Source organism: Saccharothrix sp. ST-888, assembly GCF_000955975.1.
Lineage (GTDB): Bacteria > Actinomycetota > Actinomycetes > Streptomycetales > Streptomycetaceae > Kitasatospora.
Genome location: NZ_JYJF01000017.1, coordinates 53,072 through 76,880 on the forward strand (window position 1 = coordinate 53,072; position 23,809 = coordinate 76,880).

A 23,809-nucleotide genomic window follows, 5' to 3' on the forward strand; every position below is an offset into this window, starting at 1 on the left:
CGGACCGCTCGCTGTCAAGGGCCGAGCGAGTCCATGACCCTGACGTTTCTGCGGAGGTCACCGCCGCCCGGCGGGCGGGTCACCCTCCCTGCCGCAGCGGGCGGGTGACGTGTTGCACATAAATTGACATCACAAGATCGCTCGGCCCCCGCCACCGGCTCCGGGCATGCTGAAGCCCCCGGCCCTCCCCCTGCCAGCTGGCGGGCAGGGAAGGAGGGTCGGGGGCGTGGCACCGCCCTACCGGGGCGAGCCGTTCAGCTGATGCGCAATCAGGCGAGCACGCTGTCCAGGGAGATGGACTCCAGGCCGAAGGCCTCGGCGACAGCGGCGTAGGTGATCTGGCCCTCGTGGACGTTCAGACCCTTGGCCAGCGCGGCGTCGCGGCGCAGCGCCTCCTTCCAACCGCGGTTGGCCAGCTCGACGACGTACGGCAGCGTCGCGTTGGTCAGCGCGTAGGTGGAGGTGTTCGGGACGGCGCCCGGCATGTTGGCCACGCAGTAGAAGACCGAGTTGTGGACCTGGAAGGTCGGCTCGGCGTGCGTGGTGGGACGCGAGTCCTCGAAGCAGCCGCCCTGGTCGATCGCGATGTCGACGAGCACGGAGCCCGGCTTCATCCGGGAGACCAGCTCGTTGGTGACCAGCTTCGGGGCCTTGGCACCCGGGATCAGCACGGCGCCGATGACCAGGTCGGCCTCCAGGACCGCGTTCTCCAGCTCGTAGGCGTTGGAGGCGATGGCCTTGATCTTCGTGCCGAAGATGCGGTCGGCCTCACGCAGCTTGTTGATGTCGCGGTCGAGCAGGGTCACGTCGTAGCCCATGCCGATGGCGATGGTGGCGGCGTGCCAGCCGGAGACGCCACCGCCGATGACGACGGCCTTCGCCGGGTGGGTGCCGGGCACACCACCGGGGAGGGTGCCACGGCCGCCGGCCGGACGCATCAGGTGGTACGAGCCGACCTGCGGGGCCAGGCGACCGGCCACCTCGGACATCGGGGCGAGCAGCGGCAGGGCACCGTTGGCGAGCTGCACGGTCTCGTACGCGATCGCGGTGGTGCCGGACGCGACCAGCGCGTCGGTGCCGGCGCGGTCGGCGGCCAGGTGCAGGTAGGTGAAGAGGGTCTGGCCCTTGCGCAGGCGGTGGTACTCCTGCGCGATGGGCTCCTTGACCTTCAGCAGCAGGTCAGCAGCGGCCCACACCTCGTCGGCGGTGGGGAGGATGGTGGCACCGGCGGCCACGTACTCCTCGTTGGTGATCGAGGAGCCGACACCGGCGTTGTCCTCGATGACGACCTCGTGTCCGTTGCGGACCAGCTCATGCACGCCGGCGGGCGTGATGGCCACGCGGTACTCGTGGTTCTTGACCTCGCGGGGGATGCCGACCTTCACGGCTAAACACGTCCTCTTGCCATGGGGGTCCCTACCGGAGAAGACCGGCGGGCGACGCGCACGGGAGAAGCCATCGGAAGACACCGAGACACACTTCGCTGCGCGACTGCTGTCGAGTGTAATGAAGCCCAGCGAATCCGCCAGCCTTCCAAACTGAATAAATCAGCTCGTTACATTGGCACTTTCGTAGGCTTGTGACGGGATCACGCCGCCAATAGCGACCAACCACACATCTAAGACATTACTCTCGGGAGGGTCGATCCGACCCCTCCCCGGCCTGCTGCCGCAAGGCTTCCAGGGCCCCCGCCAGCACCGTCCGGCCGCGCTCGTCGCCGAGGCGCCGCAGCAGTGCCAGGGCGGTGCGGTACTCGCGGTCGGCCTCCTCGAAACGGCGCTGCCCGGCATGGGCCTCGGCCGTCCTGGCGAGCAGCCGGGCCTCCGCCGGGCGGTCGCCCCGGGCCTGGCGCAGCGCGAGGGCGCGCCCGTACCAGTCGGCCGCCCTGACCGGGTCGCCCAGCGCCCGGTGGCACTCGCCGACTCCCTCCAGCGCACGGGCGCAGACCGGATCGTCGGCGGCGGACCTGGCGTGGTCCAGGGCGGCGCGGTAGCGGGCGGCGGCCTGCTCCCAGCGTCCGGCGGCGGCCTGCAGGTCCCCCAGGTTGAGCAGGGCGGCGGCGGCCCGCCGGGTGGCTCCGCTGCGCTCGGCCACCTTCAGCACCAGGCCGTGCAGCTGGTAGAGGTCGGCCGGGGCGGCGGCGCCGGTCAGCGGCAGGGCCCGCAGCAGCGCGGTGACCAGCCGCCCCGCCGATCCGTCCAGATCCGCCTGGCCGATCGCCTCCCCCACCGCGCCGAACAGCGACTCGCGCTCGCCGAGCAGCCAGTCGGCGGCCTGCGCGGCGCTGCGCAGCCGGATCGGGCCCGGGAGCGGGTCCGTCACCGGGCCGGCGGCCGGGTCCAGCAGCTGGCGGGCCGAGTCCACCAGCCGCACCAGCCGCTCCAGCATCCTGGCCCGGGCCAGCTGCACCTCGGCCGGGCGGTCGGCACCCTCGCGCAGCCGTACCAGCCGCAGGTAGAGCCGGCCGGGCACCCGGTAGCGCGGTGTGCCGTCGGCGGCGGGCGGCTCCACGTCCAGCAGCTCCCGCTCGGCCAGCTGCCGCATGGTCGTCTCGGCCTCCGGCGCCGGGCAGCCGACCAGGGCGGAGGCGATCCGCAGATCGGCGAGCTGGGCGGGGGCGAGGGTGAGCATCCGCAGCATCCGCGCCTGCGCGGCGGTCAGCGAGCGGTAGGTGAGATCGAACGCCGCGCTGAGCGGGTCGGTGTCCGGTACCGGCACCGGCCCCTGGGCCGCCACCTCGGCCTCCTGGCCGCCGCGCTGCCGCCCGGGCGTCCCCGCCCGCCCCTGGTCGCCCGGTCCCGTCGGGCCTGCGCCGGTGTTCGGCCGGCTGTGCCCGTTGGCGCGCTCGTGGCCCTCCCCCTGCCGCCCCCGGCCCGCCTCACCGGCGCCGGGGCCGTCGGCCCGGACCGCTTCGGTGCCGCCGGGAGCCGTCCGGGCTCCCCCGCCGTCGCCCGGCCGGCCGTTCGCGCGCTCGGGCCCGCGCCCGGCGCCGTCGCCGTCCCCCGCGGCCGCCCGCGCCGCGGGGCCGCCCGTTCCACGCCGCACCGCGGGCCCGATCAGGCGCGCCACGGCGCCGGGGGCGGCCGGGTCGCCGGCCGGAGCGCCCGCCGGGACGGCGACCAGCGCTTCGTCCCGCGGTCCGGCCTGGCTCCGCAGCGTCCGGTTCTTCACCAGGGCGACCCGGCTGCCGGCCCCGCCCTGGGCCACCACGGTGGCGGTGGTCTTCGCGGCGGGCGCCGGCCCGGCCTGCGACAGCGCACGCGCGGCCTCGGTCACGGCGGCCTTCGGGTTGCTGCGCAGCCAGCCGGCCATCAGACGCAGCGCGGCGGGGCCGGCACCGCACGCCTCGGCCAGGTCGGCCGCGCCGACCGGGTCGCAGCCGATCCTGGTGCCGCCGACCAGGCCGCTGAGCAGGTCACCGGCCGAGGGCTGGTCCAGACCGCCGAGGATGACCGGATCGATGTCCTCGATCCCGGTGAGCGGCCCCGCGGTGGTGGCGACCAGCAGGCAGCCGGGTTCGTCGGCGAGCAGCGGCCACAGCTGCCCGGCGTCGCGTACGTCGTCCAGCAGGAAGAGCAGGCGCCGGCCCGCCTGTGCCCTGCGCAGCGCGGCGCAGGCCGGTCCGTCGGCGCCGTCCCCGCCGCCGGGTACCAGGACCGCGTCCGGGACGGGGCCGAGCTGTTCGAGCAGCAGCCGGGCGACCTGGCCCGGCGGGAGCCGGCTGCCGTCCGGCGCGGAGAGGCGGGTGAACAGGACTCCGTCGGGGTACGCCCGCGCCACCGAGCGGACGAACCGCACGGCGAGCGTGGTGCGCCCCGAACCGGGCCGCCCGGCCAGCACCACGACCGGGGAGCGGCCCCGGACCGGGCGGGCGGCGGCTGCGGCGAGGGCCGCGAGCTCGGTCCGCCGGCCGCTGAAGAGCGCCGGGACGGCGGGGAGCCGGTCCCTCGCGTCGTGCTCGGTGGGCCGTGCGTCCATCGTCGCCGTCTTCCTCGTCACCTGCGTCACTCCTGACCAGCCGACCAGCCCCTGCCGAACCCCGGCCCGGCCCGCCCCTGCACGCACGCCCCGAGCCCGGACGGACCCGCCGTAGGTCCGTCCGCGAAGCGTAGTTCGACCGTACGACGGACCCGGGGTGACACCGGTAGTACCAACCGGCAAATCACCCCGCCGGATCAACCGGCCGTCAGCGGCCGTGCCACCGTCGGAAGTACGGGGAACGGCGACCGCCCGTCAGTTCCCCGGGAACGGCCGGGCCGGCCAGGGGCTGTCGCCGGGCCGCAGCGCGGGCAGGCCGGAGCCGGTGAGGGCCGCGTGCAGTGCCAGCGTCCCGGTGACCAGCGTCGGGTTGTGGAGCTCGCCCGCGAGGACCAGCCGGACCAGGTCGTCCAGCGGCACCCGGGCGGTCTCGATCTCCAGTTCCTCGCCGTGCGCCTGGTAGCGCTCGCCCTCGGCCTCGGCGAGGTCGGTGGCGAGGAAGAGCCGCAGCGCCTCGTCGGTCCCGCCGGGCGAGGTGTAGAAGTCGACCAGCACCCGCCACTCCCCCGCCTTGCAGTGCGCCTCCTCGTAGAGCTCGCGCTGGGCGGCGTGCAGCGGGTTCTCGCCGGGGACGTCGAGCAGCCCGGCGGGCAGCTCCCAGAGCCGCTGGCGTACGGGGTGCCGGTACTGGCGCAGGATCAGCACCCGCTGCTGGTCGTCGAGGGCGAGGACGGAGACCGAGCCGGGATGGGTCTGGTAGTCGCGGCGGGCGTACCCGCCGTCGGGCATCAGCACCTCGTCGGTGCGCACACCGGTGACCCGCCCCTGGAACGGCACCGAGGACTCGCGCACCGGCCAGTCCTCCGCCACGTCCCTGATCTGCTGAATGTCCGTCATCGATCTCCCCTTCGGTCGCTCGGGCCCAACCTATGCCAAACGGCGGCCGTGCGAAGATCCGCACGACCGCCGTCCGACGAAGGGCCCTTACTGGCCGTCAGTCTTGATCTTGATAGCCGCGGCCACCAGACCCGCGAACAGCGGGTGCGGGCGGGTCGGGCGGGACTTCAGCTCCGGGTGCGCCTGGGTGGCGACCAGGTAGGGGTGCACCTCGCGCGGGTACTCGACGTACTCGACCAGGTCACCCTTGGGGGACAGGCCCGAGAACTGCAGGCCGGTCTTCTCCAGGTCGGCGCGGTAGGCGTTGTTGACCTCGTAGCGGTGGCGGTGGCGCTCCTCGACGTACTGCTCGCCGCCGTACACCTCGCGGACGATCGAGCCCTCGGCCAGCTTGGCCGGGTAGAGGCCCAGGCGCATCGTTCCGCCCAGGTCGCCCTTGCCGTCCACGATCGCCAGCTGCTCGGCCATGGTGGAGATGACCGGGTACTTGGCGGCGGAGTCGAACTCGGTGGAGTTGGCCTCCGGCAGACCCGCCAGGTTGCGGGCGGCCTCGATGACCACGCACTGCAGGCCCAGGCAGAGACCCAGCAGCGGGAGCTTGTTCTCGCGGGCGTAGGTGATAGCGGAGACCTTGCCGTCCACACCGCGGTCGCCGAAGCCGCCGGGGATGCAGACCGCGTCCACGTCACCGAGGTGCTCCTGGGCACCCTCGGGGGTCAGGCAGTCGTCGGAGGTGACCCACTTGATCTCGACGCGGGCGTTGTTGGCGAATCCGCCGGCGCGCAGCGCCTCGGTCACCGACAGATACGCGTCGGGCAGGTCGATGTACTTGCCGACCAGCGCCACCTTGACGATGTGCTGCGGCTCGTGGACGCGGCGCAGCAGGTCGTCCCAGGTGGTCCAGTCCACGTCGCGGAACGGCAGGTCCAGCCGGCGCACCACGTACGCGTCCAGGCCCTCGCCGTGCAGCACCTTGGGGATGTCGTAGATCGACTTGGCGTCGATGGCCGCGACCACCGCCTCCTCGTCCACGTCGCACATCAGCGAGATCTTGCGCTTGATGGCCTGCGGGACCTCGCGGTCGGCGCGCAGCACGATGGCGTCCGGCTGGATGCCGATGTTGCGCAGTGCGGCCACCGAGTGCTGGGTGGGCTTGGTCTTCAGCTCGCCCGAGGGGCCGATGTACGGCAGCAGGGAGACGTGCACGAAGAAGACGTTGTCCCGGCCGACCTCGTGGCGGACCTGGCGGACGGCCTCCAGGAACGGCAGCGACTCGATGTCGCCGACGGTGCCGCCGACCTCGGTGATGACCACGTCGACGTCCTCGGTCGCCATCCGGCGGATCCGGGACTTGATCTCGTTGGTGATGTGCGGGATGACCTGGACGGTGTCGCCCAGGTACTCGCCGCGGCGCTCCTTGGCGATGACCGTCGAGTACACCTGGCCGGTGGTGACGTTCGCCGAGCCGTGCAGGTTGGTGTCGAGGAAGCGCTCGTAGTGACCGATGTCGAGGTCGGTCTCGGCGCCGTCGTCGGTGACGAAGACCTCACCGTGCTGGAACGGGTTCATGGTGCCCGGGTCCACGTTGAGGTAGGGGTCGAGCTTCTGCATCGTCACGCGCAGTCCGCGCGCCTTGAGCAGGGCGCCGAGGCTGGAGGCGGTGAGGCCCTTGCCGAGTGAAGAGGCGACACCCCCGGTGACGAAGAGGTGCTTGGTCGTCACGGCGCGGCCGTTCGCTGCCTTGCCGGAATGGGGCTGTGCCAAGAGGGGGCTCCCGTGGGTCGCGTGTCGAAGGTGACTCCGGTGGAGGACTGCCCGCATCTCCGCGCCGACGAGGAGTTCGCACTCGGCCCCAGAGCCCGGAGGGGGCTCCGGCGGGGTCGTCGGGTCGGCGGATCCGGGGTGGTTGATCCCACCAGTCCACGGGATACCAGGGTATCAGCGAGCTGCACCGGACGCGTTCCGGGCCGCTGCGGCGCGTCCGTCCGGGTTGTCCGGCCGCCCGGGACGGGGGTCCGGGACGGGGGTCCGGACAACCACCCTGCCCGGGTGATCCCGGCACCGTACGGAGGGGCCCGGAAGGATCACCTCCGCATGGTCCGTCCGGACCTTCTTCGACCATCCTCTCGGACCACTTTGCCGATCACAGGCGTGACGGCGTCCCAACGCGGCGCTCTGCACGTGCCGCACCCCCTCCCACCGACGTATCCTGCACGGACGCATCGCCGACAGCAGAGCACGCGGAGGGCGAGGGGGTCAGGACGACACCTCTTGGTCCCCGATGCGCGACCGGACACCTCCCGTACCAGTTCACCCGTCCAGGCCAGGGGCCCACCACAGCCTCGCCGGGCGCCCACGGACCTCCCCGCACCCGGCGGAGGCCCCCGGCGGGCCGCCCAGCCCGGGCTCCGGCCCCGCAGACCGCCTGCCTCCCACCGTCTGCGCTGCCGCCGCCCAAATTGCGAACTGGAGACTCACGTGGCCGGCCGTATCGAGGACTACGCACTCATCGGGGACATGCAGACCGCCGCCCTGGTCAGCAGGGACGGGGCCGTCGACTGGCTCTGCCTCCCCAGATTCGACTCGCCGGCCGTCTTCGCCGGGCTGCTGGGCACCGATGAACACGGGTTCTGGCGGATCGGCCCGGCCGAACCCGTCGACGGGGAGACCACCCCGGCCGCACCGCCGCACCGCTCGCCCTTCACCGATTCGAGCTTCACCGATTCGAGTGAGATGCAGCCGGTCCCGGCCACCGCCGCCGCCCCGGCCGTACCGGCCGACCGGCGCCGCTACCGGGGCGACTCGCTGATCCTCGAACAGGAGTGGGACGCCCGGGGCGGCAGTGTCCGGGTGATCGACTTCATGCCGCCCCGCGCGCTCCTCGGGCCCGAGGCGGTCCCGCAGATGATCCGGATCGTCGAAGGCGTCTCCGGACGGGTCCGGATGCGCTCGGCCCTGCGGATGCGCTTCAGCTACGGCCGGATCACCCCCTGGGTGCACCGGGTCGAGCAGCCCGACGGCGGCCACCGCACGGTGGCCATGGCCGGGCCCGACTCGGTCTGGCTGGACGGCAGGGCCGAGACGTACGGCCGCGACCTGACCACCTACGCCGACTTCACCGTCGCCGCCGGAGAGCGGATCGCCTTCGCCCTCACCTGGCAGGCCAGCCACCTGCCCGCGCCCAGCGCGCCCGACGCCGAGGCGGCACTCACGCAGACCGAGGAGTTCTGGCGCGACTGGGTCGGCCAGTGCACCTACCAGGGCCCCTACCGGGAGCCGGTGGTCCGCTCGCTGATCACGCTCAAGGCCCTCACCTACGCCCCGACCGGCGGCATCGTCGCCGCCCCCACCACCTCCCTGCCCGAGGACATCGGCGGGATGCGCAACTGGGACTACCGCTACACCTGGCTGCGGGACGCCGCGATCACCCTCTCCTCGCTGCTGCGCACCGGCTACCGCGAGGAGGCCCGCGCCTGGCGCGAGTGGCTGCTGCGCGCGGTCGCCGGCGACCCGGAGAACCTGCAGATCATGTACGGCATCGCGGGCGAACGCGAGCTCACCGAGTCCGAGCTGGACTGGCTGCCCGGCTACGAGGGCTCCACCCCCGTCCGGATCGGCAACGGCGCCGCCGGGCAGCTCCAACTCGACGTCTACGGCGAGGTGGTGGAGGCCCTGCACCTGGCCCACATGACCGGACTGGTCCGCAACGACCACGCCCACCACCTCCAGCTCAAGCTGATCAGCTACCTGGAGCAGCACTGGACCGCACCCGACGAGGGCATCTGGGAGGTCCGCGGCCCGCGTCGGCACTTCGTCCACTCCAAGGTGATGGCCTGGGTCGCCGTCGACCGCACCATCAAGCTGCTGGAGCAGTACCCCACCGAGATCCAGGACGGCAGCCCGCTGGAGCGCTGGCGCGAACTGCGCGACCGGATCCACGCGGACGTCTGCGAGAAGGGCTACGACCCCGACCGCAACACCTTCACCCAGTACTACGGCGGCCAGGAACTGGACGCCTCCCTGCTGCTGATCCCGCAGATGGGCTTCCTGCCGCCGGACGACAAGCGGGTGATCGGCACCATCGAGGCGATCCAGCGCGAACTGTCCACCGAGGACGGCTTCGTGCTGCGCTACCCCACCCACGACGCCCAGGGCGACAACGTCGACGGCCTGTCCGGCCACGAAGGCGCCTTCCTCGCCTGCTCGTTCTGGCTCGCCGACGACCTGGCGATGATCGGCCGGGTCACCGAGGCACGCGAACTGTTCGACCGGCTGCTCGGGCTGCGCAACGACCTCGGGCTGCTGGCCGAGGAGTGGGACCCGCGGGCCAAGCGGCAGGTCGGCAACTTCCCGCAGGCGTTCAGCCACGTGCCGCTGATCGACACCGCCCTCCGGCTGACCGCCTGCGGCGGCGCCTACCTCTCCGCCCAGCCCGACCTCCGCTCGGCCGACCGCACCGAGCAGGCCATGATGTAGCCCCTCCCGGAGGGGTTCAGGGGCGCTGGGGGTTGTCTTTGGGGCCCGGGGGACCTTGCGCGATCGGGCAAGCGAAACAGGGGCGCGGCGAACTGCGCGAGAAACCCCGCACCTTCGTAGCGGCTTGATCGCGCAGTTCCCCGCGCCCCTGTTCATGACCCGGTTGTTCGGGGTCACCCGGCCCGGGTGGCCGGTTCAGTTGCCGTTGCGCTGGACCAGTTCGTCGTACGTGCTGAGCACCTGCGCCACCGTGGCCGCCTCGTCCGGCCAGGTCTCGGCCTGGGCGTGGCCGGCCGCGGCCAGCGCGGCCCTGCGGTCCGGGTCGGCCAGCAGCTCGCGTACGGCGGACGCCAGTGCGGCCGGATCGCCGTACGGCACCAGGACCGCGGCCTCGCCGACCAGTTCGGGGATGCCGCCGACGCTCGTGGCGACCACCGGCACGCCCGCCCGCATCGCCTCCTGGACCACCAGCGAGCGGGCCTCCCAGCGGCTGCTCACCACCACCAGGTCGGCGGCGGCCAGCAGGTCGGGCACATCGGTGCGGTAGCCGAGCAGTTCCACCGGCAGCTGCTCCGCCGCGACCCGCTCCCGCAGCCCGGCACCCTCCGGTCCCTCGCCCGCGATCACCACCAGGGGGTCGTGCTCGCCCAGCGCCCCGGCCGCGTCCAGCAGCAGGCCGAAGGACTTCTGCTGGACCAGGCGGCCGATCGCCAGCACCACCGGCCGGTCGGGACGGTCGCCCAGCAGCCGGGCCCGGGACGCCTCCCGGCCGAGGTCGCCGGGTGGCATCGGCGGGGCCGCGACCGGGCCGAGCCGGGCGTCGGTGGCGCCGAGCTCGCGGGCCCGGGCGACCAGGTCGGAGGAGGCCCCGAGGACCAGGTCGGCGGCCCGCGCCACCCGCCGCTCCATCAGCCGCTGAAGCCGGCGCTCCATACCGGTCGCCAGCATCGCGTGGTGGAAGGTCACCACCAGCGGGGTCTGCGGGCGGAGTCCCGGGAAGCGTCCGGCGGTGCGCAGCGTCAGGTCGGAGAGGAGGCCGGCCCGCAGGCCGTGGGCGTGCACCACGTCGGCGCCGGTGAAGGCGCGGCGCAGCTCGCCGATGGCGGTGGCGTCGCTGCGGGCCCCGGCGGTCGGGGTGATGTCGACCAGGTGGAACCTGGCGCCGGTGCGGGAGAAGCCGAACAGCGAGTCCGTCCCGGCGGGGCCGCAGACGGTCACGCCGACGCCGTGCGCCACCAGGCCCTGTGCGAGGGAGCGCACGTGCGCGCCGATGCCGCCGGTGCTCGCGGACAGGACGAGTACCACGTGCAGCTGGCCCCGGCTCTCCTGGGCCGCGGTGGGGCCGGTGCCGGTGGCCCGGGTCGCGGAATGGTCCACGTCGTCTCGCTCCGACTCGTTCACGAACTCACGCCGCCTGCGGGAGTATCCGCGAGCGCCGCTCGGGACTGGGATGCCAGTGTCCAGCCGCCACCATGCCAGGTCGGGAGGGGTCTTGGACAGTCGGTGGGTCTCGCGGGCGCGTCGTGCTCCCCCGGACCCGCAGCCGGCCGGGCGCCCCCGTTCAAGGGCGCGGGGCGCGGGAGTGTCGCCCGGCGGTCTGGGCGCGAAGGCCCCGGGCAGGTCGGCAGGACCGTCCCGGGGCGCCAGCCGCCACCGCTCAGTCGGCCCGTGGGGCGCGGGCGGTGGCGAGGAGTTCCTCGGCGTGGGCGCGGCCCAACTCCGAGTCCTCCAGGCCGGCGAGCATCCGGGAGAGCTCGCGCACCCGCTCCTCGTCGTTCAGCACCTTGACGCCGCTGCGGGTCACCGTGCCGTCGTTGGTCTTCACCACCACCAGGTGCCGGTCGGCGAAGGCGGCCACCTGCGGCAGGTGGGTCACCACGACCACCTGGGCGGACTGGGCCAACTTGGCCAGCCGACGGCCGATCTCGACCGCCGCCTTGCCGCCGACGCCCGCGTCCACCTCGTCGAAGAGGTACGTGGGCACCGGGTCGGCGCCGGCGAAGACCACCTCGACGGCCAGCATCACCCGGGAGAGCTCGCCGCCGGACGCGCCCTTGGCGATCGGCCGCGGCTGCGCGCCGGGGTGCGGGGCGAGCAGCACCTCGACCTCGTCCACGCCGTGCGGCCCGTACGTCACGGTGCGGCCGTCGATCTCGATGCCCGCGAGGTCCTCGACCTGGCTGATCGCGAAGCTCACCCGGGCGTGCGGCATGGCGAGTTCGGCCAGCTCGGCGGAGACGGCGGCGGCGAAGCGGTCGGCGGCGGCGTGCCTGGCGGCCGAGACCTCGGCGGCCAGTTCGGCCAACTCCGCGCGCAGCGCGGTCTCCTGGGCGCCGAGCTCGTCGATCCGGCCGTCGTCGCCGTCGAGTTCGGCCAGCCTGAGCGAGCCCGCCTCGGCCCACTCCAGTACCTCGGCGAGCGAGTTCTCCGGACCGCCGTACTTGCGCACCAGCTGGGACAGCACAGCCCTGCGGTCCTCGACTGCCGCCAGCCGGACCGGATCCGCGTCCAGGTCGTCGGCGTACCCGGCCAGGTCGCCGGCCACGTCGGCGAGCAGGTAGCCGACCTCGTTGAGACGGTCGGCGAGGGCGGCGAGCCGCTCGTCGTGGTGGCGGACGGCCTCCAGGGCGCGGCGGGACTGGGCGAGCAGGGTGCCCGCGTCCAGCGAGTCGGGGTCGGCCGGGTCACCGGCCAGGGCGGCGTGGGCCTGCGTCGCGGCGCCGGACAGCGCGTCGGCGTGGCCGAGGCGCTCGGCCTCGGCGGCCAGCTCGACGTCCTCCCCGGCGACCGGCTCGGCGGCGCCGATCTCCTCCAGGCCGAAGCGCAGCAGGTCCGCCTCCTGGGCCCGCTCACGGGCCTTGGTGGTCAGCTCCTCCAGCGTGGCCGAGACCTCGCGCAGGCTCCGGTACACCTCGCGGTAGCGGGCCAGCGGCTCGGCCACCGCCTCGCCCGCGTACCGGTCCAGCGCGCCGCGCTGGCGGGAGGGGCGCAGCAGGCGCTGCTGGTCGGTCTGGCCGTGCACGGCGATCAGGTCCTCGCCGAGCTCGGCGAGCAGGCCGACCGGGACCGACCGACCGCCGACGTGGGCGCGCGAGCGGCCCTCGGCGGAGACCGTACGGCTGATCAGCAGCGCGCCGTCGTCCAGCTCGGCCCCGGCCTCCAGGGCTCGGGCGGCCGCCGGGGAGCCGGCGGGCAGCTCGATGCGGCCCTCGACCACCGCCCGGTCCGAGCCGCCCCGCACCAGTGCCGGGTCGGCCCGGCCGCCGAGCAGCAGACCGAGGCTGGTCACCACCATGGTCTTGCCCGCGCCGGTCTCGCCGGTCACCGCGGTGAAGCCGGGCGCCAGTTCGACCACCGCGTCGTCGATGACGCCAAGATCCCGTATCCGCATCTCGTCCAACACGGAGACGACCTTACGAGGTCCGACCCCCACCGCGCGACGAGCCGAGGTCCGGGCGGTGCAAGTTCATCCCATCCGGCATCGTCCCCATCGACTCCGTGCGCGAGCGGCCACCGAGCGTGTAGCACCCGGCCCCGGCGGCGCCCCGGGACCGTCGGGGACCGCGCGAAGCGGACGGTTCGGCTCCGCACGGGTTCCCGCCGAGCACAGCGTGCCGTCCCGACGCTCGCGCGGGATTACCACCCACCGCCGCAGTCTGCCCGCAGGCGGTCTTCGCCGGATTCGCGCCGTGCCCCGGGTCGCCGGCCGCCCGCGTGACCGCCCTCAGGAGCCTGCCCGCCGCGGCACCGCGCACCAGCGCAGGAAGAACTGGGCCAGCGGCCCGATCGCCAGCGCGTACGCGATCGTCCCGGCGCCGACGGTGCCGCCGAGCAGGATCCCGATCGTCACCACCGTCAGCTCGATGCCGGTACGGATGAGCCGCAGGGAGCGACCGGTACGGCGGTGCAGTCCGGTCATCAGACCGTCGCGCGGCCCCGGCCCGAACCGGGCCCCGATGTAGAGGCCGGTCGCCAGGCCGTTGAGCACGATGCCGGCGGCCAGCAGCGCGATCCGCGCCGCCCAGCCGTGAGGGGTGGCGACCAGGCCGAGGGTGAGGTCCATCATGGCGCCGAGGATCAGGACGTTGCCGACCGTCCCGACACCCGGCAGCTGGCGCAGCGGTATCCACAGCAGCAGCACCAGGGCGCCGGTGATGGTGACCCAGGAGCCCATGCTCAGACCGAGGTGCCGCTGCAGACCCTGGTGCAGCACGTCCCACGGGTTGACCCCCAGCCCGGCCCGCATCATCAGTGCCATGCTCGCCCCGTACAGGCCGAGGCCGACCAGGAGCTGCGGCGCCCGCCGGCCGAGCCGGTCGGTACTCCAGATCGCCCGGTTCCCGGCTGCCGCGCGCTCGGCGGCGGCCGGGGGCTCGGTGCGCTCGGTGGTCGGGGACGCGGTGGTCGGGGACGCGGTCGCCATCGCTCGGCTCCTCGGGTCGGTGCGAATGTGCTGATGTGCCTGGCGGCGCGATGGCCGCACTGCCATCATGGGGAGTCCAATCGGGCCTGATACAGGTCCAATCGAGGCCAGGTGGACTGATTCCATGAGCGAGTGGCAGAGCGTCGTGACCCCGCCCACCCTGGCCCGGCTGCTGCGCAGCGCCCAGCTGCCCGAGCCCGCCGGACACCGGCCCGCCTACCGGACGCTGGCCGGACAGGTCCGGGTCCTGGTCTCCGAGGGACGGCTGCCGGTCGGCGCCCGACTGCCCGCCGAACGCGAACTCGCCCAGGCCCTCGCACTCAGCCGCACCACCGTCGCCACCGCCTACGAGACCCTGCGCACCGAGGGCTACCTGCGCAGCCGCCGCGGCTCCGGCAGCTGGACCACCCTGCCCGAGGGCAGCCGGCCGCCCAGCGACGCACTGCACCCGGTCCCGCCGGACGAGCAGGAGAACGTCCTGGACCTCGGCGTGGCCGCACTGCCCGCCCCGCAGCCGTACCTCGGCGAGGCCGCCGCCCGCGCACTCGAACAGCTGCCCGCGTACGCCTCCGGGCACGGCCACTACCCGACCGGCGTGCCCGTCCTGCGGGAGGCCATCGCCCGCCGCTTCACCGACCGCGGCCTGCCGACCACCCCGGACCAGATCCTGGTCACCACCGGCGCGATGGGCGCCCTGCACCTGGCCCGCCGGGCACTGGCCTCACGCGCCGACCGGGTCGCGGTCGAAGCCCCCAGCTACGCGCACACCCTCCAGTCACTGCGCCGCAGCGGCGCCCGCCTGGTGCCCGTCCCGCACACCTGGCCGGGCGGCCCGACCGCCCTGCCGCACTGGGACGTCCAGGAGTGGCAGAAGGTCCTGCGCGGCGCCGCCCCACGGCTCGCCTTCCTCATCCCGGACTTCCACAACCCGACCGGCGCCCTGATGGACGAGCAGCAGCGCCGCGAGCTGCTCGCCGCCGCCCGCACCGCCGGGACGACCGTCGTGGTGGACGAGACGCCCGCCGAACTGGGCTGGGGCGTGAACCCCGAGGACCTCCCCCGGCCGATGGCCGCACTCGACCGGACCGCCCAGGTCGTCACCATCGGCTCGGGCAGCAAGCTCCTCTGGGGCGGCCTGCGGGTCGGCTGGCTGCGGGCGAGCCCCGCCCTGGTACGGCAGTTGGCCTCCGACCGGGTCTACACCGACGTCGGCACGCCCGTCCTCGACCAGTTGATCGCCGCCGCCATGCTCACCGAACGCCTCGACGAGGTCCGCGCCCACCGGCACGAACGGCTGCGCTCCAGCGCCGAAGCCCTCACCGCCGCACTCGGGCGGCACCTTCCCGACTGGCAGTTCGCCCGCCCGGCGGGCGGCCTCTGCGTCTGGGTCTCCACCGGCGGGCTCTCGGGAGCCGCACTGGGCCAGGCCGGTGAACGGACGGGCGTCCGGATCGCGGCCGGCTCCCGCTTCGGCGTGGACGGCGCCTTCGAGCACCACATCCGCATCCCCTTCACCGTCCCGGCCCCGGCCGCCGAGGCAGCGGTCGCCCGCCTCGCCACCGCCGCCGAGCTGGCCGCGACCGGCCGCTGGCAGACCGCCGAGGGCACACCGCCCCTCGCCGTCTGAGGGCGCACCCACGGGGGCGTGCGGCCCCGTGGAGGACGCGGGGAACAGCGCGCCGGACCCGCTACGGAGTCGCGCGGCCGATCACACCCGCAGTGGATCGAGCGGAGCCCCGCGCCTCCGCTCCGCCTGCCCGCTCGCGCAACTCTCCCCGTGCCCCTCGAACGATCTTCAGCAGGCCCCGCCGCGCCCGCGCCAACCCGTCACCGGCAGGGCGAACTTGGCCACCAGCCGGTCCGTGAACGGCGCCCGGTGCAGCCGCGCCAGCCGTACCGGTGTGCTGCCCCGGCGGACCTCCACCCGTGCCCCGGCCGGGAGTTCGACCGAGCGGCGGCCGTCGCACCACAGCACACCGTGCGGCGTCTTGGGCTGGACCTCCACCGCCAGCACCGAGTTCGGCGACGTCACCAGCGGCCGGGCGAACAGCGCGTGCGCACTGATCGGCACCATCAGCAGCGCCTCCACCTCCGGCCACACCACCGGGCCACCGCCCGAGAAGGCGTACGCAGTCGAACCCGTCGGCGTCGACAGGACGACCCCGTCGCAGCCGAAGTTGGAGACCGGACGGCCGTCCACCTCGGTGACGACCTCCAGCATCCGCTCCCGCGCGGCCTTCTCGATCGACGCCTCGTTCAGCGCCCAGTCCTCGTGCAGCACATCGCCGTTGGTGCGGACCAGGACGTCGAGCGTCATCCGGTCCTCGATCTCGTAGTCGGCCTTGACCACGCGCTCGACCACCACCGCCAGGTCGTCCCGCTCGGCCTCCGCCAGGAAACCCACCCGGCCCAGGTTGATGCCCAGCATCGGCAGCCCGGACTCCCTGGCCAGCTCGGCGCCCCGCAACAGCGTGCCGTCACCCCCGGCCACCAGGATCAGCTCGCAGCCGTCCGCCGCACCGTGCCCCCCGGGCACCCGCTCCACCCCGTCGGGCAGATCCAGGCCGACCGCCTCCGAGGCGAGCAGCCTGATCCTGATCCCCTCCTTGAGCAGACCGTGCACCAGCCCCTCGACACTGCGCAGCGCGGCCTCGCGGCCGGTGTGCGCGATCAGGAAGACCGTACGTTCCTCGCTCATGCTGCCCTCTCCCTACGCCTGCCGGGTCGCCCTTGGCCCGGTACGGCCGCCACTCAGCATGACGGTCGGACGCCTGCAGAGCACCCTATCCGGGGGCGCTGTCAAACGGACCCCGGTGCTCTTTACTGCGGGCCCTCCGCCACCGCCCGCTCCGCCTCGGCCGGATCCAGCTGCGGGGCACCGCGGCGCAGCCACAGGAAGTACTCGACGTTCCCGGACGGCCCCGGCAGCGGGCTGGCCGTGACCGCCTGCACGCCCAGTCCCAGTGCCCACGCCTGACCGGCCACCTGACGGACCATCTCGGCCCGCAGCTGCGGGCTGCGGACCACTCCGCCGCTGCCCAGCCGCTCCTTGCCGATCTCGAACTGCGGCTTGACCATCATCACCAGGTCCGCGTCCTCGGCACAGCAGCCCGCGAGCGCGGGCAGCACCAGACCGAGCGAGATGAACGACAGATCGCCGACCACCAGATCGACCGGCGCTCCGCCGATCTGCTCCAGCGTCAGCTCCCGGACATTGGTCCGGTCCATCACGGTGACCCGCTCGTCGCTCTGCAGCGACCAGGCCAGCTGGCCGTAGCCGACGTCCACCGCCAGCACCCGGGCCGCGCCCGCCCGCAGCAGGACGTCCGTGAAACCTCCGGTGGACGCACCCGCGTCCAGCGCGCGCCGCCCCTCCACCACCAGCCCCTGGGGGACGAAGGCCGCGAACGCGCCCGCGAGCTTGTGGCCGCCGCGCGACACGTAGTCGGGGTCGTTCTCGTCCTTGGCCACCACCACCGCCGCCGAGGTCTCCACCTGCGTCGCGGGCTTGGTCGCGGTGGTGCCTCCGACGGTCACCCGGCCCGCCGCGATCAGCTCGCTCGCGTGCTCACGCGAACGGGCCAGCTTGCGGCGGACCAGCTCCGCGTCGAGTCGGCGTCGTGCCACTGCCACTGGTGCTTCAGCTCCTACTGCTTGCGCTACTGCTCGTACTCGGCCGGTCAGCCGATCGGCCGCCGGACTGCCGCCTGCCGGACCCGCCGCGTTACTGCTGCTGCTCGTCGAGCGCGGACAGGGTGCCCGCCAACCGCTGGTGTACATCTTCGTACACCGCCACCCGGGCACCGGTCTCCACCCCGGCCAACTCCTCCAGCCGGGCCAGCGCGGCATCGACCTCCGGGTGGCCCGTCGGCTCCACCGGCACCGGCTCAGACACCGCCGTCCGCCTTCTTCGGCGCGGACTTCTTCGCGACGGACTTCTTCGCAGCGGCCTTCTTGGTCCCGGCCCGCTTTGCGCCGGCCTTCTCCGTGCTGCTCTGGTCCGCGCTGGGGGTCTTCTCCGCGCCGGCGCCCGCCCGGCCCGCCGTACCGCCCGCGCCCGGCTTCCTGACCGAGGCCTTCTTCACGGCCGTGCCCTGGGCCGCCGCACGCCGACCGGTCGTCCCCGCACCGTTCGCCCTGGCGCCGGTCCCGCCGGCCGCCGGCTTCGCTCCCGTCCGCTGCACCGCGCTCTGCCCGCCGGTGGCCTGCCGTGCGGCCGCCGGCTTCGCTGCGGGCTGCTTCGGCGCGGCCTGGCTCGCCGCCGTACGCCTCGCGGGCGCGGAACGCCCGGCCCCGGCGCTCCCGTCCGCCTCGGGTGCGCGCTCGTCCCAACCCGCCTCGAACAGGCCGTCGGCCCGAGCCTCGGGCCGGGCACCGGACTTCGCCGCCGCGCCGACGTGCGGCTGCTCCTCGACCTCGCGCAGCTTGCTCTCCAGGTAGCTGAGCACCACGCCCACCTTCACCACCTGGTCGCCGACCCGCTCGAAGACCTTGTCGACCTCACTGCGGGCCGCCCCCAACGCCAGGTCCAGACCCGCCCGGCCAGCCGTCACCGCCTCCTCCGCCAGCGTCTGCAGCGACTTGGCCGACGGCGGGAACTGCTCGTTCACGGTCCGCTCGATCGCGGCGACGTCCACGCCGCTGCGCTCCAGCAGTCCCGTGGCCGCACCCACGACCCGCCTGCCGGTCTCCTCGGCGAGTCCGGTGGCCATCACCACGACTCCCCGCACCGCATCCCGCAGCATCCCGAGCGCCTCCTCCGTGCCTCGCACCGCCTGCGAACCCGGTCCTGTCCACGCTGCGCAGCCGGACCGGGCCCCACCACACCCACGACGCTACCGCCTCAGCTCCGCCGGAGGCTGCCGCTACCGTCCACCCGAGTTCCGGCACTGCTGCGATAGCGTGGTCAGTCGGCCCCAGGAACAGCAGGCGGGCAGAACGGGAGACCAGCAGTCATGGCCACGATCGAGCAGTGCCGCGAAGCACTGGAACAGTTCAGCCGCAACCTCGGCGGCGCCAACGGCGACGCCCGCAAGGCCGCGGCTCTCGACCGCTCACTCACCTGCTGGATCACCGACCTCGACCTGACGTTCTCCGGCCGCCTCGACGACGGCCGGATCACCGGCATGGTCGAGGCCCAGGGCCCGCCCCCCGCCAGGGCGGAGATCCGCCTCGCGATGACCGGCGACGACCTGGTGGCCATGGTCGGCGGACAGCTCAACTTCACCTCCGCCTGGGCCACCGGCCGGGTCAAGCTGGAGGCCGGCTTCCGCGACCTCCTGCGGCTGCGCACCCTGCTCTGACCTGCCCCTGCCCGCCCCCTCCGGGACTCCGCTACAGCCCGAGCTCGGCGAGCGCCTTGCTGCCGTCCGGCACAGCGCCGTCCGCGTCCGCCGCCGCCCAGGCCGCCCCGCAGAGCGCCCGCAGCCCGTCGTACGGGTCCTCCCCGCCACCGCTCAGCAGCAGTCGGCCGCCGTCCACCCACGCCTCGTACCCGCCGCAGCGGTAGCGCCCCTCACCAAGCGCCGTCACCTCCGGCTGGGCGACCAGCAGACCCCGCAGGTCGGCCGCGAGGTACGTCGGCCGATGCCGCACCGGAGCCGTCAGCACCTGCGCGGGCGTGGTCACACCGGTGAAGACCAGCAGGCTGTCCACGCCGCCGTTGTAGGCGCCCTCGATGTCCGTGTCGAGGCGGTCCCCGACCACCAGCGGACGCTGCGCGCCGGTACGGATCACCGTCTCCCGGTGCATCGGCGGCAGCGGCTTGCCCGCCACCTCCGGGTCGACTCCGGTCGCGGTCCGGACGGCCGCCACCAGCGTGCCGTTCCCGGGGGCGATGCCGCGTGCGGTGGGCACCGTCAGGTCGGTGTTGGACGCCACCCAGGGCAGCCCGCTCGCCACCGCGTACGAGGCCTCGGCGAGGTGCTGCCAGCCCACGGACGGGTCATAGCCCTGGACCACCGCGAGCGGTCCGTCCGTCATCGAGCGGACCGGGACCAGCCCGCGCTCGGTCAGCGCCTCCTCCAGCCCCGCGCCACCCACCACCAGCACCTTCGAGCCGGCCGGAACCTTCTCCGCCACCAGCCGGGCCGCCGCCTGCGCCGAATTGATCACGTCCGCGGCCTCGGCCGGCACGCCCAGCTCGGTCAGGTGCTCGGCCACCACCCGGGGCGGGCGGGAGGCGTTGTTGGTCACGTACGCCAGCCGCATCCCGACCCCGCGCGCCGCCTCCAGCGACGCCACCGCGTGCCGGATCGCGTGCGGCCCGGCGTACACCACACCGTCGAGGTCCAGCAGCGCCGTGTCGTACGCCTCGGTCAGCGGGCGGTCGGAGCCTCCCGGCGCGGTGTGTGCCCGGCCGACTGCGGTGTCCGTCATCAGTGCTCTACCTCGTCCTCTTGCTCATCGTCTCGGTCCCCGTACTCACCGCGCCGGCCGGAACCGCCGGACCGCCGACACCCGGACCCGGCCCCTGATCCGGCGCCGCCGGCCGCGGCGTCACCCGGCCCGTCACCCGGCCTGTCCGCCGTCTTCCGGCGGCGCGAGGTAGCCGGGCGCACCGGGCAGCAGCGGCCCGTACGCCCCGGCACGGGCCGCCAGCGTCGCCCTGGTCTGGCGCAGCGCGGCCCGGTAGTGGTCCGCCTCCGGCCGCATGGCGACCGCCAGGGCCAGGTGCTCGGCGGAGGTCTCGAAGTCGCCCAGCCGGGCTGCCGCGACACCCCACCCGAACTGAGCGTAGTCGTCCGCCGGATCGGCCAGCGCCACCGCCCGGAAGTTGCCGAGCGCCGCCGCGAACAGCCCGGCGTCGAACTGCGCTCTCGCCAGCGTCTCCCGGATGCTCCGCGAGTGGGGCTCCGCCTCCGCGGCCCGCGCCAGCAGCTGCTCGGCCGCCGCCGGGTGGCCCTGCTCCAGCAGCCGCGCCCCGCGCCGGAACCAGTCGTACACCCCGCCCTCCGGCACGCCGGGCCCGCCCTGCGGCGCAGTGCCCGCGCTCTCGCTGCCACCGCCGTTCGCCCGCTCCTGCCCGTCACTCATCGCGTGCTCCGCCTCCATCCCGTACCCCGCCTCCCGGTCGCACCGCCCGCTCCCGGACCGACCCTCTTCTGACGAACTGGCCGGGCAGTGTGATCTCTGAGATCTCTGAACAACGCGTACCCGATTACGATGCCCAGAATGAGCACACCCAGTGCAGACACAGGAGCAGAGGCTCCAGCAGGCGGCCCCGGTGACCCCGGGCATGTCGCCACTGCGGGGCTGTCCCTCTCGCCGTTCCGCGGCCTGCGATACGTCCCCGACCGGGTCGGTACGCTGGCGGCGGTCACCTCGCCCCCTTACGACGTGGTGGACCCCAACCGGCGGCTGGACCTGGAGACCGCCGATCCGTACAACATCGTCCGGCTCATCCTCCCCAGGCCCGAACCCGAGGACAGCGGCGACCGCCCCGACCGCGACACCCGATACCGGCACGCCGCCCGCCTGCTGACCGACTGGCAGCGCCAGGGCGTCCTGGCCGCCGACCCCGAACCCGCGCTCTACGTCTACGAGCAGCGCACCGGCGAGGGCGGACCCGGTGGCGGAAACCTGCAACGCGGCCTGATCGGCGCCCTCGCGGTCAGCGGCCGGGAGGCGGGCGTGGTGCTGCCGCACGAGGACGTGATGCCCCGACCGGTCGCCGACCGGGTCGGCCTGATGCGGACCACCAGGGCTAACCTGGAGCCGCTGCTGCTCACCTACCGGGGCAACGGCGGCGCGGCCGGCGTGATCGAACGGGCCGTCCTCGGCGAGCCGCTGCTCACCACGACCACCAGCGACGGCACCCACCACCGGCTCTGGGCCGTCACCGACCATGCCGAGCTCGCCGAGGTCGGCCGCGACCTGGCCACCTGCCGAGCCCTCATCGCGGACGGCCACCACCGCTGGGAGATGTACCTGCGCCTCCAGCGCGAGCACCGGCACCTCCCGCGCAGCCCGTGGGACCGTGGCATGGTGCTGCTGGTCGACACCGCGCGCTACCCGCTACAGGTCCGGGCCATCCACCGGGTGCTGTACCGGCTGCCGGTCGCCGAGGCACTCGCCCGGCTCGGCGAACACTGGCAGGTCAAGGAGGTCCCCGGCCCGCTGGAGACGGCCCTGCAGGCCCTCGGCGACGCCAAGCAGCACGGCGGGAACGCCTTCCTGCTGACCGGCGGCGACGGCATCTTCCGGCTGGTCAGCGAGCCGGACGAGGCCCTGCTCGCGGCCACCGTGCCGACCGGCAGGCCCGAGGAGTGGCGTCACCTCGACGCCACCGTCCTGCACGCCACCCTGCTCGACCACACCTGGCGCGTCCCCGACGGCCCCGATGACATCGGCTATCTGCACGCCGCCGACGCCGCCGAGCGCGAGGCCGCCCGCAGCGGCGGCACGGCCGTCCTGCTGCACCCGGTCAAGGAGAGCGTGGTCCGGCGCCTCGCCGAACAGGGCGTGACGATGCCCCGCAAGTCCACCTCCTTCGGTCCCAAGCCGGCCACCGGCCTGGTCCTCCGCAGCCTCACACTCGGCTGACCCGGCCGACCTGGAGGCAGATACGCCGGAGGCCCGGCCGGTACGCACATGGCATGCGTACCGACCGGGCCTCCGGCGTGTTGCGTGACGCGGACTACTTCTTGGCCTCGCCCTCGCGGTCCTCTTCGATCTCGAGGTCGTCCTCGTCGTAGTACTCCTCGACGTCTTCCTCGTCCTCGAAGATCACGCGGTCGTCGCCGGTGTCGTCGATCGCGACGTTGCGGCGCTCCTGGGCGGCCACGCCGACCGAGCCGCGCTCGTCCTCGTCCAGCTCCGGGTCGAGGGCGTCGACGAACTCCAGGCCGTCGATCTCGGCCAGCCGCTCGGAGGCGTTGGTCGCACCGTCGGTGTCGGCCTCGGCGGCCTTCGCGAACCAGTCACGGCCCTCCTCCGCCCGGCCGGCCGCGATCAGGGCCTCGGCGTACGCGTAGCGCAGTCGCGCGGTCCACGGGTGGATCGCGCTGGACGCCAGCTCCGGGCTCTGCAGCGTCACCACGGCGGCGTCGAACTGCTCCATGTCGCTACGGGCACCCGCCGCGACCAGCCGCATCTCGACCTGACCGGCCTTGTCCAGCTGCTTCACCTCGGGCTCACCGGCCATCGCCAGCGCCCGCTCCGGACGGCCCAGACCGCGCTCGCAGTCGGCCATCACCGGCCACAGGTCCGCCCGCCCGGTCATCCGCCGCGCCGCCCGGAACTCGGTCAGCGCCTCGGAGTACCGCTGCGTCATGTACGACGCGAAGCCCGCCGCCTCACGGACGGAGGCGACACGCGAGGCCAGCCGCAGCGCGACGCGCGAGAACTTGTACGCCTCCTCCGGCTCGCTGTCGAGCAGCCGGGCGACCATCACCAGGTTGCGCGCGACATCGTCGGCGAGGGTCTTCGGCAGGCTCTTCAGGTCCTGACGCACATCCGCGTCGATCTCGAAGCCCGTGACGTCCTCCGGGATCGGCAGACGCTGGACCGGCTCGAAGTTGCCACGGCGGTCGTCGTAGTCCCGGCGGTCGTCGCGACGGTCGTCCCGACGGAAGCCGCCACCCTGCGGGCGGTCGTCCCGACGGAAGCCACCGCTGCAGCCCTCACGGCTCTCGTACGGCCGGCCACCGCGGTCGTCGCGGCGGAAGCCGCCACGGTCGTCACGGTCACGGTTGAAACCACCCGACGGGCGGTCATCGCGGCGGAAGCCACCGCCCTGGGGGCGGTCGTCACGACGCGGACGGTCATCGCGGTCGCGGAAGCCACCGGAGGGACGGTCGTCCCGACGGAAACCGCCACCCTGCGGACGATCATCGCGGCGGAAGCCACCACGGTCGTCACGGTCACGGTTGAAACCACCCGACGGACGGTCGTCCCGGCGGAAGCCGCCGCCCTGGGGGCGGTCGTCACGACGCGGACGGTCATCGCGGTTGAAGCCGCCCTGCGGACGGTCGTCACGGCGGAAGCCGCCACGGTCATCGCGGTCACGGTTGAAACCACCGGACGGGCGGTCAT

At 73.9% G+C, this 23,809-nt stretch carries 17 protein-coding genes and 1 pseudogene; 4 read left to right on the forward strand and 14 right to left on the reverse strand.

Annotation, left to right across the window (positions count from 1 at the left end; translation table 11 throughout):
- Positions 1 to 269: 269 nt before the first annotated feature.
- From ald to UK12_RS09245, 4 genes are all read right to left on the reverse strand, one after another.
- Positions 270 to 1,385 carry an alanine dehydrogenase gene (gene ald / locus UK12_RS09230; protein WP_045301623.1) on the reverse strand — a complete coding sequence of 372 codons (1,116 nt, stop codon included), beginning with the start codon at positions 1,383 to 1,385 and terminating at the stop codon, positions 270 to 272.
- 241 nt (positions 1,386 to 1,626) lie between these two features.
- Positions 1,627 to 3,999: a tetratricopeptide repeat protein gene (locus tag UK12_RS36425; protein WP_156178616.1), complete on the reverse strand. Its 2,373-nt coding sequence runs from the start codon at positions 3,997 to 3,999 to the stop codon at positions 1,627 to 1,629.
- 234 nt (positions 4,000 to 4,233) lie between these two features.
- Positions 4,234 to 4,875, reverse strand: coding sequence for an NUDIX domain-containing protein (locus tag UK12_RS09240; RefSeq protein ID WP_045301625.1), 642 nt, complete (start codon positions 4,873 to 4,875; stop codon positions 4,234 to 4,236).
- An 87-nt stretch (positions 4,876 to 4,962) separates the two neighbouring features.
- Positions 4,963 to 6,639, reverse strand: a complete 1,677-nt coding sequence (locus UK12_RS09245) for a CTP synthase (RefSeq protein ID WP_269432003.1) — start codon at positions 6,637 to 6,639, stop codon at positions 4,963 to 4,965.
- 714 nt (positions 6,640 to 7,353) lie between these two features.
- Between UK12_RS09245 and UK12_RS09250 the strand changes: the two genes are divergently transcribed.
- Entirely contained in the window at positions 7,354 to 9,351 is a 1,998-nt protein-coding gene (locus UK12_RS09250) for a glycoside hydrolase family 15 protein (RefSeq protein WP_045301627.1), read from the forward strand.
- Between the two features lie 195 nt (positions 9,352 to 9,546).
- Here the strand turns inward: UK12_RS09250 and UK12_RS09255 are convergent, their stop codons facing one another.
- From UK12_RS09255 to yczE, 3 genes are all read right to left on the reverse strand, one after another.
- Positions 9,547 to 10,728, reverse strand: coding sequence for a glycosyltransferase family 4 protein (locus UK12_RS09255; RefSeq protein ID WP_082119455.1), 1,182 nt, complete (start codon positions 10,726 to 10,728; stop codon positions 9,547 to 9,549).
- Positions 10,729 to 11,008: 280 nt separating this feature from the next.
- On the reverse strand, positions 11,009 to 12,754 hold the full coding sequence (gene recN / locus UK12_RS09260) for a DNA repair protein RecN (RefSeq protein WP_045301629.1): 1,746 nt from the start codon (positions 12,752 to 12,754) through the stop codon (positions 11,009 to 11,011).
- Between the two features lie 321 nt (positions 12,755 to 13,075).
- Positions 13,076 to 13,774, reverse strand: coding sequence for a membrane protein YczE (yczE, locus tag UK12_RS09265; RefSeq protein ID WP_156178617.1), 699 nt, complete (start codon positions 13,772 to 13,774; stop codon positions 13,076 to 13,078).
- Positions 13,775 to 13,898: 124 nt separating this feature from the next.
- Between yczE and yczR the strand changes: the two genes are divergently transcribed.
- Positions 13,899 to 15,401, forward strand: coding sequence for a MocR-like transcription factor YczR (yczR, locus tag UK12_RS09270; RefSeq protein ID WP_045301631.1), 1,503 nt, complete (start codon positions 13,899 to 13,901; stop codon positions 15,399 to 15,401).
- 168 nt (positions 15,402 to 15,569) lie between these two features.
- On the opposite strand, the gene UK12_RS09275 is transcribed toward yczR, so the two are convergent.
- The 4 genes from UK12_RS09275 to UK12_RS36430 all read right to left on the reverse strand — a co-directional run bounded on the left by UK12_RS09275 (position 15,570) and on the right by UK12_RS36430 (position 18,519).
- On the reverse strand, positions 15,570 to 16,472 hold the full coding sequence (locus tag UK12_RS09275; protein WP_045301633.1) for an NAD kinase: 903 nt from the start codon (positions 16,470 to 16,472) through the stop codon (positions 15,570 to 15,572).
- 122 nt (positions 16,473 to 16,594) lie between these two features.
- The gene (locus UK12_RS09280) at positions 16,595 to 17,401 is read right to left on the reverse strand and encodes a TlyA family RNA methyltransferase (protein ID WP_045301635.1); all 807 of its coding nucleotides are present in this window, start codon (positions 17,399 to 17,401) and stop codon (positions 16,595 to 16,597) included.
- 97 nt (positions 17,402 to 17,498) lie between these two features.
- Positions 17,499 to 17,669, reverse strand: a complete 171-nt coding sequence (locus tag UK12_RS39530; protein ID WP_156178618.1) for a hypothetical protein — start codon at positions 17,667 to 17,669, stop codon at positions 17,499 to 17,501.
- Positions 17,662 to 18,519: a hypothetical protein gene (locus UK12_RS36430; protein WP_052681737.1), complete on the reverse strand. Its 858-nt coding sequence runs from the start codon at positions 18,517 to 18,519 to the stop codon at positions 17,662 to 17,664. The genes UK12_RS39530 and UK12_RS36430 overlap by 8 nt, the downstream gene beginning before the upstream one ends.
- 210 nt (positions 18,520 to 18,729) lie before the next feature.
- Between UK12_RS36430 and UK12_RS09295 the strand changes: the two genes are divergently transcribed.
- Positions 18,730 to 19,077 carry an SCP2 sterol-binding domain-containing protein gene (locus tag UK12_RS09295; RefSeq protein ID WP_045301639.1) on the forward strand — a complete coding sequence of 116 codons (348 nt, stop codon included), beginning with the start codon at positions 18,730 to 18,732 and terminating at the stop codon, positions 19,075 to 19,077.
- Between the two features lie 31 nt (positions 19,078 to 19,108).
- On the opposite strand, the gene UK12_RS09300 is transcribed toward UK12_RS09295, so the two are convergent.
- Both UK12_RS09300 and UK12_RS09305 read right to left on the reverse strand, forming a co-directional pair.
- Positions 19,109 to 20,152 carry an HAD-IIA family hydrolase gene (locus tag UK12_RS09300; protein WP_045301641.1) on the reverse strand — a complete coding sequence of 348 codons (1,044 nt, stop codon included), beginning with the start codon at positions 20,150 to 20,152 and terminating at the stop codon, positions 19,109 to 19,111.
- 132 nt (positions 20,153 to 20,284) lie between these two features.
- Positions 20,285 to 20,809 carry a tetratricopeptide repeat protein gene (locus UK12_RS09305; protein ID WP_156178619.1) on the reverse strand — a complete coding sequence of 175 codons (525 nt, stop codon included), beginning with the start codon at positions 20,807 to 20,809 and terminating at the stop codon, positions 20,285 to 20,287.
- Between the two features lie 138 nt (positions 20,810 to 20,947).
- On the opposite strand from UK12_RS09305, the gene UK12_RS09310 reads away from it, so the two are divergent.
- Positions 20,948 to 22,318 carry a DUF1015 family protein gene (locus tag UK12_RS09310; protein ID WP_082119452.1) on the forward strand — a complete coding sequence of 457 codons (1,371 nt, stop codon included), beginning with the start codon at positions 20,948 to 20,950 and terminating at the stop codon, positions 22,316 to 22,318.
- Between the two features lie 94 nt (positions 22,319 to 22,412).
- Here the strand turns inward: UK12_RS09310 and UK12_RS41085 are convergent.
- A pseudogene (locus tag UK12_RS41085) lies at positions 22,413 to 23,809 on the reverse strand (FUSC family protein); the annotation flags it as partial.